Genomic DNA, 16174 nt, shown 5'->3' with positions numbered 1-16174 from the left:
GAGAGCCCCAGGACGAACCTCTGCCACTCTGCATCCGCTGCGCTCGCGCCGTCCGTCACATCTTCAAGCGTTGCGAGAATGGCAGCCTTGTATGGGCTTACGCGTAAGCCATAGTGTTGTGCGCGGGGAGGCGGATCCGCAACGCATGCGAGATCGGCCACGCCCCCCCCTTTCGGCCGAGCGACGTGCGCAGGCTGTCGGGACGACGGAGTAAGAGCGAAAGGACGATAGCGGCGATGCCCAATCCGCGATCAAAACGCAAGTCCGCCACCTGGTGGGGCGGTAAAGGCTGCCCGCCGGCCGCATGGATCGCAGCATTCGACGACTTCACCCAGGGAGCTTCCGGCCGCGAATGGGGCCTGGCAGCCTCGCTATTCGTCATGCACCATCATCGCAAACACTCTGAGGGGCCGACCTTCCGCGAAGTGTTCGAGCACCTTTTACCCGAGACAAACGGAGCGCCTTCGCTTCTTGCCGGGTGGGAGCCATCCGAGCGGTTGCAAACCGTCCACCGCTTCAGGTACTTCGTTCTGTCGAAGTGGAGCCAGCGAGGGTTCGTCGAGTTTGACAAGGGTGTCAGCCGAAGCCTCCGCACGGGGCCACAGTTCCGAGAGATCGCGATCCGGGAACGCCGCATCCAAGACCTGGTTCGCAAAAAGCCCCCGCGATCTGGGCGCGGGCCGAGCGACGCCGTGGCGGCTGCGACGCTCGCCCCGGAGGGCGCGGCGGCTCGACTTCGCATCACCGAGACCGCGTTGAGGCGCCTTACAAAGGCGGGATACCTCCGCCGGGTCACACACGAAGGTCAAGCGCTCTATCCGTCCTGGCAGTTCTCACCCCAGCCGGATAAGCCTGTCGTCGCCGGCATAGAGGTCGTCGCCCCCGCCATCCCGGAGCACTGGCCGTTGGCCGCAGAACACTACTTCATGGCCGCCCCGCGTATGGAACTTGCAGTCGACGGTCGGCACCGCTCCCCCAGCGACTGGCTCGACCTGGGCATGAATCCACACGTCGTCGCCGGCATTCTCGAGAAGTACTCCTATGACATCGGCCGTTGAGCACGCGGCGGGCGCGGGATCGGAGCCATGGACTCAAGCCGACGCTGACACAGTTTCGGAGTCCTTGAATCTGCTCATTGAGACGGCTGCGCAGCAGGGGCGCGACGGAAAGCTGGTGAGCGCTCTGTTGACCACTATGACGGCGTTCATCGCAGACCGGGGTGCGGACGTCCTCGCCCCGCCAGATCCGGAGGATCCGGGGCGCCGGCTCCGCCCTGAGTTCAGAGCGCGAATCGACGCAATTGTCGACTCTCTGAGTGACGACGAGACCGCCGCCTTCCTCGGGATCGGCGTGCGACAGGTGCGGCGACGCGCGCATCAAGGAGCGCTCTACTTCTTCACCGTGGGAAAGCGACGCCGCTACCCCGCATGGCAGTTCGATGAACTGCTCGGTGTGCTCCCCGGTATTCGCGACATCTTGCGGGCTATCCCGGAGGACTGGACTCCCGAGCGAGCACAGCTGTTCATGTCTGGGGTAGGTGCCGAGCTCACGATCGCCGACAAGCCGATTTCGCCGCGGACCTGGCTGATTGTCGGCTTAGACCCGATGGAAATCGTCAACCTGATCCGGGAGGGCACGGAAGAGAATGGATAAGCGATCATCGACGCCCGAAGAGGCGAAGCGCGCACTCGCTGCCATCGACAAGGGCCACCAACTCGAGGGTAAGCAGCTGAACGCGCGCGATCTCGACCGCGCTCAGCGCATTCTGACGGGAGAGCTCAGCCCGGAGGAGGCTCGGACCGAGCTGCGGGAAGCGCTGGACCTGGTCATCGACACCGAACGAAGGCACGTGGAGGCCATTGGCTGGACGGACGCGGCGCCCACTGGGGCTCTCGCCCGCCGCCTGACGGCGGTCCTAGGGCCGACGCTCGTGTCCACTCTCGCCGGCTCGAAGGACCTCCGCACCGCCACAGGGTGGGGCTCTCCGGATGGGCCGCTGCCGAGTGCTTACGCCTCGCTTCGGCTGGAATGCGCCTACGACGCCTGGCAGAAGATCAGCACCGCTGAAGGCGACGACGTCGCTAGAGCGTGGTTCGTCGGCAGCAATCCCTGGTTAGGAAACGACTCACCCATCACGGCAATCCGCGAGGGCCGGTTCGTGGACGTAGCCAACGCGGCTGAGGCGTGCGCGAACGATTCATTCAGCGGGTAAGCAAGTACGTCACGGCTGTCCAGCATTCCTGTGTTCGGAGCTTCGCGGCCGTGGACTCTATCCGGTCGCGGCACAATGCGTCGGTTGGCCGTGAGCGTTCGATAGGTTCAAGGCATGTCCCGGCACTTCGACGATCCCGGCCTTTGGGCCGGGCAGCTTGAGGCGTACGAGCCCGCCGTCGCGAGCATCATCCTCCGCGCGCCCCTTCAGCGCGCAAGATCCTCGGGCGCCGGTGCGTTCTTGGGCATCGCGGACGATGGTCTGCAGTACTGGTTCAAAGTGCCTGGCAACCCCCAGGGAAACTACGTTCTCGCGAATGAAGTGATCGTGGAGGGCGTCGGCGCGCTCATCGGCGCTCCGGTATGCAAGAGGGCTCTTGCCACAATCACCACCGCATCGATGACGTGGGACATGTATCCCGGACCGCCCGTCCCGAACGCCGTGACCGCGCACGCGTCCCGACACGTTGGTGGCGCCATCGACGACGATGCTCTCGGCTACACCCGGCGAGACGACAACGCGCGTAGGCAAGCGGCGCTCGTCGCGTTGTGGGACTGGTGTCTCGGCGACGACGAGCAATGGTTGTATGAGGCTGCCGCGCAGTCCTCCGTCTGGTCGTACGATCACGGGTTGTGGTTCACCACTGGGGAGGGCGACTGGGACTCCGAGGTCCTGCGCAGTCTCGAGGGCATCGATGGATCCTTCCGGCAACCACCGTCAGGCCTGAACGAGCAGCGGCTCTTGGAGGTCGCCGATCGCATCGAAGCAGTCACCCCAGAGGAGCTTCTGCGGGTGATGTCCCAGGTGCCCGTAGAATGGGGTATCCCCAGCGGCGACCTGGAAACGATGGGGTGGCTTCTGTATCGACGGGCACCGGCAGTCGCCCAGCGAGTACGAGGACTCGCCTCGCTCCCCACAGCTACCCAGACAGGAAATCCACGATGAACGAGCCATACCTTTATTGGCTCGTTCGCTATGTGCCAGACGTCGCCCGAGGCGAGAGGGTCAACGTGGCCGTCATCGTCGGGCGCGACGGTGGCGACTGGGCTATTCGATCTGCACCAAATCTTCGTCGCGCCAGTCGTATCGGCGGCGACGCGCAAGCGATCCGGCCCTGGCTCGAAAGTCTCGAGCGCTCCGTGCGCGACTACGAGCATCCCCCGCTTGCATTGTTCGCATCGCTGGAACCTCAAACGGTGAGCCGAGCGTGGCTCTCGCTGCTCTCTCACCGCTTCAACAACACACTTCAGCTCAGCAGCCCTGCGCCCGTGGAAGCGGTGTCTGCAGAGGACGCGGCAGGCTTCCTCTATTCCGTTCTCGTAGCTACCCCCGACATCAGCCCGCGTTCGAAGACTCGAACCCGGCTCGTCCAGCACCTGAGCGACCTGTATCTGCGCACGAGCAGCCTCGAGCTCGGAGAATCATTACTGAGACGACCTCGAGCCCTGGTCGGCAAGCAGCGCGGTCGTTTTGATTTCGCCGTCGTCGATGATCACGTCGATCAGCTGTCGCATGCGTTCGCGTTCGACGTGAAGGACACCGATTCACTGGAGCAGGAACTGCAGTCGTGGAACTTCGTTGTCACGCGGCTGCGGGATAGCGGCGCGATCGTCGCGGCCGGTCAGGAGGAGCGCACGGCCGAATCCGACGTGCCGGTCTCGGTGGTATTCCAAGAACCTCCTCGCAGCGCGGACTCTCGGACGTGGGACGTCTTCGATGCCGCCCTCGAGGCCTGGCGCACCCTGGGCGTCGACGCCGTGCCGGGATCCGAGATGGACCGTATCGCGGTCGAAGCCCGGGATCTTTTCCACGCCTAGAGCTCGCACATCACTCACGACCGGCTGTCCATGCGTTGAGCGACGGGCCCGCTTCAGGACGGTGCCCCACCCTCGGCAAGGCTGAGTTCGGCGCCTTCGATTCGGCGAGCCCGCCCCCGGGCCTGATCTGCTCACCGACGACCAGACCCCCGCGATCCCGTTCGGCGACAGCTCAAACGCCGCACACCGGCTCGGCCCTATCTCACTTCAACGTCTAGCCCATTGCCGACGATAACAACAGTTATCCAGATTATCGGCGCGAACCCCTTCTCAGTTCTCCGCCCGGCCGTTTACCGACGATAAGACCACTCATCGCAACTATCCGGCGCAACTCTTGCCATCTTGCGAGCCCCTGTGCCAGCTTGTTGTACGTTCGCGAGCGGGCTGCGCAGCTCGGGGGCGGGTTCACAGGTTTTCCGGTTTACGCCATACCTACTTCAGCGACCGCGTAGCCACGGTGTTCTGGCCGCGGAGTAACATCTGTATCGGTAGGTTCGGCACGGTCTCTCGGAGCGCGGCGAGCCTCTCCCACGGGCCCTCCCCGAGAAAGCGGAGCGCGACATCAAAGGTCGCACCGCCCCACGCCTCAACAGCGAGCAACTCCGGTGTGACGCGGACCCCGTACGGTGCGATCCTGACGAGGTCTTTCGTGCGAACTCATGTCGCGAATAGAGACTGATGCGCGTCACAGTAGGTCGTCTCCGTGACGCCCAAGGCCTCTTGCGCGCAGAGCGGTCGCGAAGCCTCGCGGTCCAAGTTCGAGTAGCCGCGCACGGTGCCCGGCAATTACGGGCTGTGAGTGGGTCGAGTTCAGGCAACTTCATTCTGGGCTCCCCGAACCCGGGACGACCGCTCCTCATTCTCACCCGCCTGCTTACGCAGCTTCGGCCAGCGACGGCCAGCTGGGTCGGGCGAGCCGCGCCCTGACGGGGTAACCGATACATGAGAGTCCCGGTCAAACGCGCCCCAGCCGGACGCGCCTCAGTCGAGTGAGGCGCGTCCGGCAGCGGTGAAGCCGACCCGTCGGTGTGGGTCGAGCCGGTCAACGAGGGGTTCCAGGATGCGGGCGAGAGAGCCGAGATCCTCCTCCGACAGCTGGTCCATCACAAGCTCCTTCGCGAGCGCGATGTGGTCAGGAACCGCCCGGACGAGCGCCCGCCGCCCCGTCGTGGTGAGACGAACGTTCACGACCCTAGCGTCCGTCGTTCCCCCGGCGCGTTCGACGAGGCCTCGAGCCTCCAGCTTACTCAGAACGCGTGACAGACGAGGAGGCGTCGCATTCACCGCCGCAGCGAGATCCTTCGTCCGAAGAGCGCTCTTCGAGGCCTGCCTCAGGGTGCCGAGGACCATGAACTCGAAGTGGGTCAAATCCGCGTTGGACTGCAGCTGCGCATCAAGCACTGCAGGAAGGAGCTCCGCCATCCAGACCAGCGCAAGCCAGGCGCGCGACTGCTCCTCCGTCATCCGCGGCACCGTGTAAGTCATGATTTCGTCAGCCTACGGGAATAGATGCACCTGCAACCAGGTTCACCTTGATAGTTGTATATGCAACTGAAACTGATCAGGAGGAAAGAACATGGCAAGCATCTCCGTCATCGGAACGGGAAACATGGGGTCGGCCATCGCCAGCATCGCAGCGAAGGGCGGCGCATCCGTGCAGGTCATCGCACGCGACGCCGCCAAGGCAAACACTCTCGCAGCCCAGTTCGACGGCACTGCCACCGCGTTCGGAGAGACCCTTGCCGGCGACATCGTCGTGCTCGCCCTTCCCTACCCCGCGCTCGAAGACGTCATCACGGCCTACGGGGAGCAGCTGAACGGCAAGATCGTCGTCGACGTCACCAACCCCGTCGACTTCGACAGCTTTGACGCACTCACCGTCCCCGCCGATTCCTCCGCCGCCGCGCAACTCCAGAGCGCACTCCCCCACGCGAAGGTCATCAAGGCCTTTAACACCAACTTCGCCGCCACCCTCGGCAGTGGCGAAGTCGGAGGCGTCCCCACCACCGTCATCATCGCCGGGGACGACGAGCAGGCCAAGACTTATCTCACCGAACTCATCTCGTCGGGCGGCGTCTCCGTCACCGACGCCGGTTCGCTCAAGCGCGCACGCGAATTGGAAGCCGTCGGCTTCCTCCAGCTCGTCCTTGCTGTCCGCGAAGAGATCGCATGGACCGGAGGTTTCGCGGTCCGATCCTGACGCTGTGACCGGCGGGCGCAGCCTTGCGTCACAGCTCGCCCGCCGTCCGCCGTCCGCCGTTAGAGATACGACACCCGCTCAATAATCAGCTGCGGGCAAGGCGGTCTTCTGGATTACACGATCGGCATCGCGTTGCGCCCGTCGAGACGGTGCCGCGTATCGACGTAACACGTCGATGGACGCGTTCGCACCCTCGCACTCGTCGAGATCACGACCACCCAGGCGCTCGGACGTCAACCTACGAGCGGGCATTCGCCCTTGGCTAAGCGCGTCGAGCGATAGGTCATTGTCACTCGGCGAAAGTCACTGCACTGAGCGAGAACGTGCCAGCCGCCGATGGCGGGCCTGGATTCGACAATCCCGCTCAGGACTGGCGGCGCGTGATCTCTGCCATGGCCGACCAGTCGAGAGAAGCCAGCTCCTCATCGCGCAAGGTCTGTTCAAAGATCTCGGTGAGCACCGGTGCGGTCGGCAATGCTGCTCGATATTCTCCTGCGGCGGCTCGAGCCAGCATCAGGTCTTTGAGCCCTAGCTCCGCGGAGAACCCCACGGGCTTGTAACCGCGCTCCGCGATCATCTTTCCGTATCCCGTGTAAGCACTTCCGGTGTAGGCGGCATCCGTCAGAATCTCGACGAAGGTGGGCCCGTCGACACCTCCCCGCTCGATCAGATTAACGGACTCCGCCAGAGCCTGTAGCGTGTGGATCAGGTTGTAGTTGACGCCGATCTTTACCAGATTCGCAAGCTCGGGCTGGTGCCCTAGGCGCCAGGTGCGCTTGCCGAGAACAGAGAGGAACTCCTCGGCGCGGTCGAGTGCCTCCTCGGAGCCGGCTGTGACGATGTTGAGACCACCGCTGGCTGCCAGGTGAGGACGACCCAGCACAGGAGCAGCGACATAATCGACGCCGGCCGCACGATGCCGCTCGGCCAGATTCCGCACGGTGTCCAGGCTCAGCGTCGACATGTTCACGTGCACCGAGCCGGCCGCAGCGCGGAGCGACTCATCCGTGAAAACCGCGTTGGCGGCCGCATCGTTCGCGAGCATGGAGATCGCGACCCCGGCGCAGAGGGCCTCGGCTGGTGTCTCGGCCGCGCGGGCCCCGGCAGCGACGAGTGGCTCCAGTGGACCGCTCGAGCGGTTCCATACGAGCACGTCGTGCCCGGCATCGATGAGACGGTGAGCCATGCCTGCACCCATGGTGCCGAGGCCGAGGAAACCAACAGTGGTCACGAGAAACTCCGTTCGGTGGTGAGGGGAGAGAAGAAGCTCAGGGTGAGTATGCGGTCGTCGAGCCGCGCTCGATGAACTCGGGCTCGAGCGTCTGACGGACTTCGGTCGGCCGCACTCCTTCTAGGAGATCGAATGCTATGCGCGCACTGCGACGCCCCAGCTCGAAACCGGGCATACGCACCGTCGTGAGCGGCGGGTTGAGATGGTCGACGAGCGGCGCGTCGTTGTACCCGACCACCGAGATGTCCTCAGGACAACGCAATCTGGCGGCTCGAATCGCATCGATGGCGCCGATCGCCATCAGGTCGTTGTGCACGAAGATCGCCGTCGGCCGCCTGTCAGGTGGCTGACGAAGAAGCATCTCTGCCTGACGTCGCCCTTCCTCGACATTGCTGTCCGGCGCGTGGGCACCGGTCGACACGTCCGCGGCCTCTGGATGCTCACGCAGAGCCGCCTCGAACCCGCGCGCCCGCTCGACGAACGAAGAGATCTGGAACGTACCGGGAATCTGTGCGATGCGCCGGTGGCCCAGGGACAGGAGGTGGCCGGCCGCGACCCTGGCACCGACGAAGTCATCAGGCAACACTTCGAGATGGCGTCGTTCGATTCCGGACTGCGCCGAGGAACCGAATCCTCGCACCGCCAGTACCACCGGAACACGCCGCTCGAGGTCTGCGACGAAGTCCTCATCGTCGACCTGCGCGGCGCTCAGGATGATGCAGTCCACCTGATTGCGCAGCAGCCGTGTCACGACGCTGCGAAGTATCGCCGGGTCGTCGTGGGTTTCGGCGACGAGCGGCGTGTATGTGCCAGTGCGGACTTCGTGCTCGATCCCCCGCAGCAAGGAGACCACGAAGGAGTTGGCCAAGTCGGCGACGACGACACCGATGGTGCCCGTCCTTCCCCGGCGAAGACTCTGTGCGACCGCGTTGGTGCGATAGCCGAGCCCCTCGGCGATGGCGACCACCCTGGCCTTGGTCGCATCGCTCACGAGGTGGGCCTGGTCATCACTCAGAGCTCGCGACGCAGTGGCGACATGGACGCCGGCCTCACGGGCGACGTCCTTCAGATTCGGTACTCGAGATTCGGCCATATTCGCACTGTAACGCCCGTTGATTCGTCCCCGGCGCAGGGAGTCCGCGCTCCCCGTCACGCGGACCGATCCCCTGGGGTCTCGGTCCGCGCGAATGACGCCGTCACTCTGACCCACGCTCTCGTGAGATGTTTCCCTCGCTCAATAGGGGTTGGCGACCATGAGTTCGTCGGCGGGGTACTTCGTGAGAATCACCGGCCCTTCCTCCGTGACGACGACCTCTTCTTCGATGCGCGCGGCAGAGTAACCGTCGCTTGCGGGGCAGTAGGTCTCGACTGCGAACACCATTCCGGTCTTGATCTCGACGGGTTCGCGGTAGCTGTTCAGTCTCGAGATGACCGGTCGTTCGTGGAGTCCGAGCCCGAGGCCGTGGCAGAACTGCAGCCCGAAGGCCGACAACTCGTCTTCGAAGCCGAGGGTCTCCGCCGTGGGGAACAAGGACGCGATCTCGTCCGAGCCCACACCCGGCTTGATGGCGGCGATGGCGTTGTCCATCCACTCCCTCGCGCGGGAGTAGGCGCTCTTCTGCGGGCCCGTGGCGCGGCCCACGCTGAACGTGCGGTAGTAGCACGTGCGATAGCCGTTGAACGAGTGGATGATGTCGAAGAACGCCTGGTCTCCCGGACGGATGATCCGATCGGTGAAGTTGTGCGGGTGCGGGTTGCATCGCTCGCCGGAGATCGCGTTGATCGCTTCCACCTGGTCAGACCCGTACTCGTAGAGCTTCTTCGCGGCCATGGCGACGATGTCGCTCTCGCGCACGCCAGGCTTCAGCGCCTCGACGATGTCGGTGTACACGCCGTCGACCATCGCCGCAGCCTGGTTCAGCAACATGATTTCGTCGGAGCTCTTGATCTCGCGAGCATCGAGCATGTGCTGCTGGGCATCGACCACCGTGAGGCCCTGGCGCTGCATCTCGAACAGGAAGGGAGGCTCGACGATGTCGATCCCGACGGGTGCATTGTGCAGACCCATGTCCTTCAAGATGCCCTTGATCTCGGTCACCGCGTCGACCATGAGACCCGCCGTGGGAGCTACCGCGCCTCGGAAGCCGAGGAAACCAGGGTGATTGTGATCCTGCTTCAACCACGGCGAATAGAGCTGGTGGTGCTTCACCGCGGAACCGAAGTCCCACAGGTGCGGCTCGCCGCCTCGTGTGAGCAGGGCGTACCGGATCATCTTGTCGCCCAGAGCGCCTCCCACCCAGGACGACGTGGTGTAGCGGATGTTGTAGAAGTCGAACAAGAGGAACGCGCCGCATTCGCTCGCTTCCAGGGCCGCTTGGGCGCGCTGGAGGCGGTAATCCCGCAGGCGGGAGAAATCGACCCGCATCTCGTAGTCGACACCCATCTGTCCGGGCGTCAGGAGCGGTCGGGGAGTGTTGGCGGCCTCGGCCATCAGTGGCGGCCTCTCTGTCGGGACGGTTGTCATAGTCGACGTTACCGTAAATTCAAACGATTGCATTCACGCACGGAGGCCGATTCCTGGGGAATCGCCACCGCTTCCCCACGACGAACGCGAGGTAGCCACTTGGCGTCCGACTCACCACCCGACCGCGGAACAGGCGGGGTGGGCAGCGCCGTGATGTATGGAGCGCAGACAGAGCGCCTCCGGGTGGGCTTCCCTGCTCATGAAGCGAGGATGCCCACCCTGTCGGCCGTCAGCGCACCGCGGCGATGCCGTCGATCTCGATCGTGGCGCCGTTGTAGAGCGAGTGGACACCGATGACGGTGCTCGCGGAAGGCGTGGTTGTGTTGATGATGCGGTTGCGCGTCTCGCGCCAGGTGTATAGCTTCTCCTGGTCCAGCTCCGTGATGTACACGTTCACGCGAACCAGGTCGTCGTACGTCACGCCAGCCGCGTTCAGAGCGCGCTCGAACTCGCCGTACGTAAGCTCGATGGCACGGACGAAGTCGGTGGGGACGGAGCCGTCCTCTTCGAAGCCGACCTGGCCCGAGATGAAGACCAGCTCGCCCGCGGTAACGCGAGTGCTGTCCGAGATACCGGGCACCACGGGCGCCGGGATACGGGAGATGCGTTCGTTGGTCATATTCATTGCTCCTTGTTGTTGCGGATTGTCGAACGAGTGTTATTCGTCTCGCCCGTAGACGACGCAGAACGGGACGGACGAGGTCGGAAGCGAGGATCGGTCCGAGAGCGTGTGCCACCGACGGTTGTGATAGACGAGGGGCACGGGCTCCTTGTCGACATCGTCGCCGTGCAGCTTGGATTCGATCGCCTCGACGAGGATGAGGGTCGAGCCGTTGGCATCCACACGCTGTACGACCCGCCCGCGCAGCCAGTGCGCCCCCGGATAGTAGGGCTCGCCGGTGGGGAGCCGCCCCCACTCGACGTCCGGGCCGAATCGGTCGACACCGCGCTGCGCCCCCAGCTTGGCCAGCGCGACCTGATCCGCGGCGAGCATGTGCACGACGACCGTCTCGGCTTTGAGGATCGTCGGCGTGCTCGAAGAGAGGGCTGACGCGGAAAACACGAGAGTCGGCGGGTCGATAGACACGGACGCGACAGAGCTGACGGTCATCGCGACCGGTCCGTCGCCAGCGTCGGCGGTGACGATCGCGACGCCGGCCGGATGCGACCGGAAGGCGAAGCGGAAGTCGTCGGCGGAGATGGCGGAGGGCGTCTCAGTCATGGTCATTTTCTCACCGTTCACTTGGTTGGTTCCGAAGTCGGGTACAGCTCGGGACTCATACGACGGGCAAGACGAAGCGGGCATCGCCTTCACGGCCCACCATCACCCTGCCCAGAGCCTCGTAGCCGCTCGCAGAGAGGGTGTGCCCGTGTCGGGCCGCCGCTGCCTGGTCGCGCCAGATCCGCTGGAGAACCGACGAATCGGCGAACCCTGCGGAACCGTGCGCCGTCACGAGGTCGCCGATGAGCTGAGTGATCGTATCGATGACCCAGCCCGCCTTCGCGCGCAGGGCGATCCGGTCGGCGTACGGCGCATAGTCTCCCCGCTCTGCCGTGCGGTAGATCTCGTCGGCGACCTGTTCTGCCAGCGCTTCGGCCGCGGCAAGCTGCACGGCGGCCTTCGCGAGCGTGTACTGGAAGATCGTGGAGTCAGCCTGACGGTCGTATCCCGTGAAGGCGATCGACTTCGTTTCCGCCGCCGCTACGACGAAATCCAATGCCGCGCGCCCCATTCCGAGGTGTGGTCCCACCAGGTTCATGAAGAGAGAGGGCACGAACATCGTCCGGTACGACGTCCCGTGGTTGCTGCCGATGTACTCGCCCTCGATCGCGGCAGTCAACGGGAAGATGCGATGACTCGGCACGAAGACGTCGGTCGCGAGCTGAGTCACGCTCGCGGTCGACTTCATTCCGGCGACGAACCAGTCATCTTCGAAGGTGAGGTCCTCGCGCGGGATCAACGCGACACCGGCGTCGACGATCTCGCCCGCACCGTTCTTGAGTGGCACACCGAGGAGCGACCAATCCGCCTCGCGGCTGCCCGTGCCGTATGTCCATCGACCGGTGATACGGAATCCCCCGTCGACGGCGACCGCTTCTGACGTGGTGGCCAGCACGATGGAGACGAGTGCGCCCGCCTTCCCGCGCTCACCCCAGACGTCTTCCTGCGCCTGATCGCTCATGAGGCTCAGCACCCACGCGCCGGTGTTGTAGATGCCGGCCATCCAGGCGAGACTGCCGTCGCCTGCGCCGATCGCGCTGGTCACAGCCTGCACGTCGCGGGTACTGGCTGCGAGCCCGCCGAACTTCTCCGGTGCAGACACGTTGAAGGCACCCGTAGCCCGCACGGCTTCGAAGACACGCTCCGGAACGCGTCGAGAGAGATCCCCCTCGCGTCCGCCTTCCGCGAGCTCGGGGCGGAGCCTCATGACCTGGTCGACGATGTCGGCGGTCGATGGTAGAACAAATGTGTCAGACATGGGTGTTCCTCCTCGGGGCGGTTGATCGTTTGAAGCGAATGGCGAACTGCAAACGATTGCTTCTACTTGATCGTAAGCCGACATTGTTGCGGTGATGTTTCGCGGTCATGTGTGGTCGGCTGCGGCGTCGCTCGCACGGGGATTCCGCCTTCTGTGCGCTATGCATCGAAGACCCCCGGGTGGCGAGCAAGTTCCAATCGACTGCGGCGGATGTGCCGTCGGAGCACCTGCTCAGCCTCTTCGGCATCTCGCCGACGAAGAGCCGTGACGAGCAGATGGTGGTCGTGATGGACTGCATCGTCACCCTCGCGGTAGAAGAGACGCGTCGCGGTCCGCCGATAATGCTGCGTGCGATTCCACAGCCGGAAGACTGTCTCGCCGAGAACAGTCGTTTGCACCGCCTGCAGGCTCGAATGGTGGAACTCGCGGTCCAGGAGCAGGAAGCGCTCGACATCCGACGTGCTCGCCATCGCGTCAGCGAGGACATCCATGCTGTCGATCACCGAGTCTGGCAGGAGGGGGACATTCAACCCCAGGAGCAGTGGCTCCAGGCTCTCCCTCATTCGATACATCTCTTCACAGTCCGACATCGTGAGCCTCGACACCCACGCACCGGTGTTCGCGACGATCGTCACGAGTCCCTCCGCCTCCAGCATCCGCAATGCCTCGCGGACGGGCAGCCGACTGGCGCCGAGCTGGTCGGCGAGTTGGCCCTGACGGATACGCTCGCCCGGCGCGTACTGACCTAAGAGGATGGCATCGCGCAACGTCGCCGCAATGCGAGCGCCGGTCGCGCCATGGATGAGCGTGCTATTCGCTATCGACATGCGCGGCTCATCGTTCGGGGTGCGCCGGGTGCCAGAGCAGCCGGTCGGATGACTGTTCGTAAGCCTTGCCGTCGGGAAAGCTCACGAGCTCGAACTGCAGACCCCACGGGCTGGTGAAGTAGACCCAGCGCTGGCCCTCCGCGGCGTGTGCGCTGGACGTCGGCGAACCCATGACGTCGACGCCGTTCTCCTTCAGGTAGCGCACCGCCTCATCGAGTTCATCGACGTAGAACGCGATGTGATATCCGCCGAGGTCGCTGTTGCGCGGGTGGGGGGCCTGACCATCGGCAGCTTCGTAGAGGAACACCTCGAAGTTGGCCCCGTTGCCCAGGCGGAAGAAGCGAATCTCGCTGATGACGGTGCGCGGATGCACTCCCAGATGGGTGTGCATCCAGTCATCCTCGGACTGCTTCGATCCGAGGGTGTAGACGCGGTCGCAACCGAGGATGTCGACAAGGAAGCGCTCGGCTTCTTCGAGATCCGGGACGGTAAATCCGATGTGGTCGGTCCCGCGGATGCCGGGGATACCCCGTCGCACGGCGTCAGCCATATGTGGACTCCTCTGTCACTGCAAAATTGGATACACCGTACCCATATCCGGAGTCTACGACGGAGTATTCAGATATGCAAACGTTTGTATTGGATCCGATACTCCGCTACCGTCGACTCAGCGGTCAGGTGATCGCGCGAGAGGATGGGCGAAGATGCCGAAGAAGAAGCGACTCCAGACCGGCGTCGACTGGTTCCAGCTGACCACCACCGACGCGGATTGGAATGCCGCCGATCCCGCACTTCTGGGGACCATGCTGAGTGAGCTGCATCTGATCCGCGCCTTCGAGGAGACTGTCCTCGAGATCGCCGGCGAGGGTCTCGTCCATGGCCCCGCGCACTCGAGCATCGGACAGGAAGGCGGCGCCGTCGGCTCGATCGTCGGGCTGCGTTCGACGGACGGCGTCAACGGCTCTCACCGCGGGCACCACCAGTTCCTTGCCAAGGCGCTCACCCACGTCAGCGCCGGCACGATCGATCCCGCCGAGCCGGTGAACGATGCCATCCAGACCGTCCTACAGCGCACACTCGCCGAGATCCTCGGCCTCGCACAGGGGTACTGCCGCGGCCGCGGCGGGTCGATGCATTTGCAGTGGTTCGAAGCCGGCGCACTCGGCACCAACGCGATCGTCGGCGGAGGCGCACCGATGGCCACCGGTAACGCCTGGGCGCAGAAGCACTCGGGCACGACGGATCTCTCCATCAACTACTTCGGTGACGGAGCGGCACAGATCGGTTCCGTCCTGGAGTCCATGAACCTCGCTGCCGCATGGAAGCTGCCCGTCTGTTTCTTCGTCGAGAACAACCTGTATGCCGTGTCGACCCGCGCGGACGAGATCACCGCGGACCCCCGGTTCTCCGTCCGCGGCCAGGGCTTCGGCATTCCTTCGTGGCGCGTCGACGGCATGGACCCGCTCGCGGTGCACCTGGCAACTCTCGAGGCATCCGAGCGGATGCGCTCGGGCGAAGGTCCAACCGTCATCGAGGCCGAGGTCTACCGGTTCTTCCACCAGAACGGCGCGTATCCCGGCAGTGCGTTCGGGTATCGCACAAAGGAAGAGGAGGCGCACTGGGTTGCCCGTGACCCCCTGGATCTCGTTGCCCGGCACATGATCCGCCGCGGACTCATCGACGATGCCGGTGTCACAGCCCTTCGCGAGCGTGTTCAGGCCGCGATGACCGAGGCCACCGCTCAGCTTCTCGAGTCGGACCCGGACCGTCCCGGAAAGCGCCGCATCCGCCCGAAGCTGTGGCCCGAGACGAGCTTCGTCAACGTGGGCGTCCGCGGCGACGGCACCGAGTTGCAGGGTCTCCCCGCGCTCGACGAGTCCACTCCCCTGCGCCCGGTGAAGTTCATCGACGCCGTCTCCCAGGTGATGGACCGCCGCATGGAGACGGACCCGCGCATCGTCGTGATGGGCGAGGACGTGCACCGCCTCAACGGAGGCACCAACGGCGCCACCAAGGGGCTGCCGAAGAAGTACGGCGAGGAGCGCATCCTGGGCACCCCGATCAGCGAGAACGCGTTCGTCGGTCTCGCCGGCGGCCTCGCCCTGGACGGGCGCTTCCGCCCGGTCGTCGAGTTCATGTACCCCGACTTCATGTGGGTGGCCGCCGACCAGGTCTTCAACCAGATCGGCAAGGCGCGTCACATGTTCGGCGGGGACAATGATGTACCCCTGGTGCTGCGCACCAAGGTCGCGATGGGTTCCGGCTACGGGTCGCAGCACCTCATGGACCCCGCGGGCATCTTCGCGACCAGCCCCGGCTGGCGCATCGTCGCCCCCTCGAACGCGAGGGACTACGTCGGTCTGATGAATGCGGCTCTCGCACTGCAGGACCCCGTGCTCGTGATCGAGCACGTCGACCTCTACGGAGCCGCCGACGAGATCCCGGAGGGCGATCTCGACTACGTCATCGAGCCGGGCTCGGCCGCGGTGCTTCGCGAAGGCTCCGACGTCACGGTCCTCACCTACCTGTCCATGGTCGCGCACTCCAAGGAGGCCATCGAGCAGACCCGGATCGATGCCGAACTCATCGACCTGCGTTGGCTCGACCGGGCATCCATCGACTGGGACACGATCGGTGAGAGCATCCGCAAGACGAATGCCGTGCTGATCGTCGAACAGGGTTCGCAGGGCACGTCCTACGGTGCATGGCTGGCCGACGAGATCCAGCGGCGGTTCTTCGACTGGCTCGATCAGCCGATCGCCCGTGTCACCGGCGAAGAGGCATCGCCCAGCATCTCTCGTGTGTTGGAGCGGGCAGCCATCGCCCGCACGGAAGAAGTAGTCGCGGGGCTCGAAGCCGTCCGCGCCGGATTCGGATCCTGAT

16 protein-coding genes and 1 pseudogene are annotated in these 16174 nt (G+C 64.7%); 7 read left to right on the top strand and 10 right to left on the bottom strand.

The features are described from left to right. Positions 1-236: 236 nt before the first annotated feature. The 5 genes from MRBLMX7_RS13450 to MRBLMX7_RS13430 all read left to right on the top strand — a co-directional run bounded on the left by MRBLMX7_RS13450 (position 237) and on the right by MRBLMX7_RS13430 (position 4029). The gene (locus MRBLMX7_RS13450; protein ID WP_341936249.1) at positions 237-1058 is read left to right on the top strand and encodes a hypothetical protein; all 822 of its coding nucleotides are present in this window, start codon (positions 237-239) and stop codon (positions 1056-1058) included. Continuing rightward, complete coding sequence (locus tag MRBLMX7_RS13445; RefSeq protein ID WP_341933449.1) at positions 1042-1653, top strand: helix-turn-helix domain-containing protein; 612 nt, start codon at positions 1042-1044, stop codon at positions 1651-1653. The genes MRBLMX7_RS13450 and MRBLMX7_RS13445 overlap by 17 nt, the downstream gene beginning before the upstream one ends. Beyond that, positions 1646-2212 carry a hypothetical protein gene (locus tag MRBLMX7_RS13440; RefSeq protein ID WP_341933448.1) on the top strand — a complete coding sequence of 189 codons (567 nt, stop codon included), beginning with the start codon at positions 1646-1648 and terminating at the stop codon, positions 2210-2212. Before MRBLMX7_RS13445 ends, MRBLMX7_RS13440 begins: the two co-directional genes overlap by 8 nt. Before the next feature lie 114 nt (positions 2213-2326). After that, a complete protein-coding gene (locus MRBLMX7_RS13435) occupies positions 2327-3157 on the top strand; it encodes a hypothetical protein (protein ID WP_341933447.1) in 831 nt (276 codons plus the stop codon). Between the two features lie 65 nt (positions 3158-3222). Continuing rightward, positions 3223-4029 (top strand): hypothetical protein, encoded by an 807-nt coding sequence (locus MRBLMX7_RS13430; RefSeq protein ID WP_341955345.1) that lies wholly within the window; start codon positions 3223-3225, stop codon positions 4027-4029. Positions 4030-4482: 453 nt separating this feature from the next. Here MRBLMX7_RS13430 and MRBLMX7_RS13425 read toward each other — a convergent pair. Beyond that, positions 4483-4859 (bottom strand): annotated as a pseudogene (locus MRBLMX7_RS13425) (pyruvate carboxylase); the annotation flags it as partial. A 151-nt stretch (positions 4860-5010) separates the two neighbouring features. Then, a complete protein-coding gene (locus MRBLMX7_RS13420; protein ID WP_341955346.1) occupies positions 5011-5514 on the bottom strand; it encodes a MarR family winged helix-turn-helix transcriptional regulator in 504 nt (167 codons plus the stop codon). Positions 5515-5605: 91 nt separating this feature from the next. Here MRBLMX7_RS13420 and MRBLMX7_RS13415 point away from each other — a divergent pair, with 91 nt between their 5' ends. Then, positions 5606-6229, top strand: a complete 624-nt coding sequence (locus tag MRBLMX7_RS13415; protein ID WP_341933444.1) for an NADPH-dependent F420 reductase — start codon at positions 5606-5608, stop codon at positions 6227-6229. Positions 6230-6593: 364 nt separating this feature from the next. Here MRBLMX7_RS13415 and MRBLMX7_RS13410 read toward each other — a convergent pair whose 3' ends face one another. The 8 genes from MRBLMX7_RS13410 to MRBLMX7_RS13375 all read right to left on the bottom strand — a co-directional run bounded on the left by MRBLMX7_RS13410 (position 6594) and on the right by MRBLMX7_RS13375 (position 13841). Next, on the bottom strand, positions 6594-7460 hold the full coding sequence (locus MRBLMX7_RS13410) for an NAD(P)-dependent oxidoreductase (protein ID WP_341933443.1): 867 nt from the start codon (positions 7458-7460) through the stop codon (positions 6594-6596). Between the two features lie 37 nt (positions 7461-7497). Further along, positions 7498-8553: a LacI family DNA-binding transcriptional regulator gene (locus tag MRBLMX7_RS13405; RefSeq protein ID WP_341933442.1), complete on the bottom strand. Its 1056-nt coding sequence runs from the start codon at positions 8551-8553 to the stop codon at positions 7498-7500. A gap of 141 nt (positions 8554-8694) precedes the next feature. Further along, positions 8695-9951, bottom strand: a complete 1257-nt coding sequence (locus MRBLMX7_RS13400; protein WP_341933441.1) for a M24 family metallopeptidase — start codon at positions 9949-9951, stop codon at positions 8695-8697. A 262-nt stretch (positions 9952-10213) separates the two neighbouring features. Next, complete coding sequence (locus MRBLMX7_RS13395) at positions 10214-10603, bottom strand: RidA family protein (protein ID WP_341933440.1); 390 nt, start codon at positions 10601-10603, stop codon at positions 10214-10216. Between the two features lie 39 nt (positions 10604-10642). Beyond that, complete coding sequence (locus MRBLMX7_RS13390; protein ID WP_363369196.1) at positions 10643-11206, bottom strand: flavin reductase family protein; 564 nt, start codon at positions 11204-11206, stop codon at positions 10643-10645. 55 nt (positions 11207-11261) lie between these two features. Beyond that, complete coding sequence (locus tag MRBLMX7_RS13385; RefSeq protein WP_341933438.1) at positions 11262-12548, bottom strand: acyl-CoA dehydrogenase family protein; 1287 nt, start codon at positions 12546-12548, stop codon at positions 11262-11264. Positions 12549-12622: 74 nt separating this feature from the next. Continuing rightward, positions 12623-13291, bottom strand: a complete 669-nt coding sequence (locus MRBLMX7_RS13380; protein ID WP_341933437.1) for a GntR family transcriptional regulator — start codon at positions 13289-13291, stop codon at positions 12623-12625. 7 nt (positions 13292-13298) lie between these two features. Then, positions 13299-13841 (bottom strand): VOC family protein, encoded by a 543-nt coding sequence (locus MRBLMX7_RS13375; RefSeq protein WP_341933436.1) that lies wholly within the window; start codon positions 13839-13841, stop codon positions 13299-13301. A 154-nt stretch (positions 13842-13995) separates the two neighbouring features. Here MRBLMX7_RS13375 and MRBLMX7_RS13370 point away from each other — a divergent pair, with 154 nt between their 5' ends. Further along, positions 13996-16173 (top strand): alpha-ketoacid dehydrogenase subunit alpha/beta, encoded by a 2178-nt coding sequence (locus MRBLMX7_RS13370; RefSeq protein WP_341933435.1) that lies wholly within the window; start codon positions 13996-13998, stop codon positions 16171-16173. Position 16174 lies beyond the last annotated feature (1 nt).

It is taken from the genome of Microbacterium sp. LMX7-1.2, assembly GCF_040675935.1.
GTDB lineage: Bacteria > Actinomycetota > Actinomycetes > Actinomycetales > Microbacteriaceae > Microbacterium.
The sequence above is the reverse complement of the archived record's forward strand: the minus strand, read 5'-3'. Positions and strand labels throughout refer to the sequence as shown.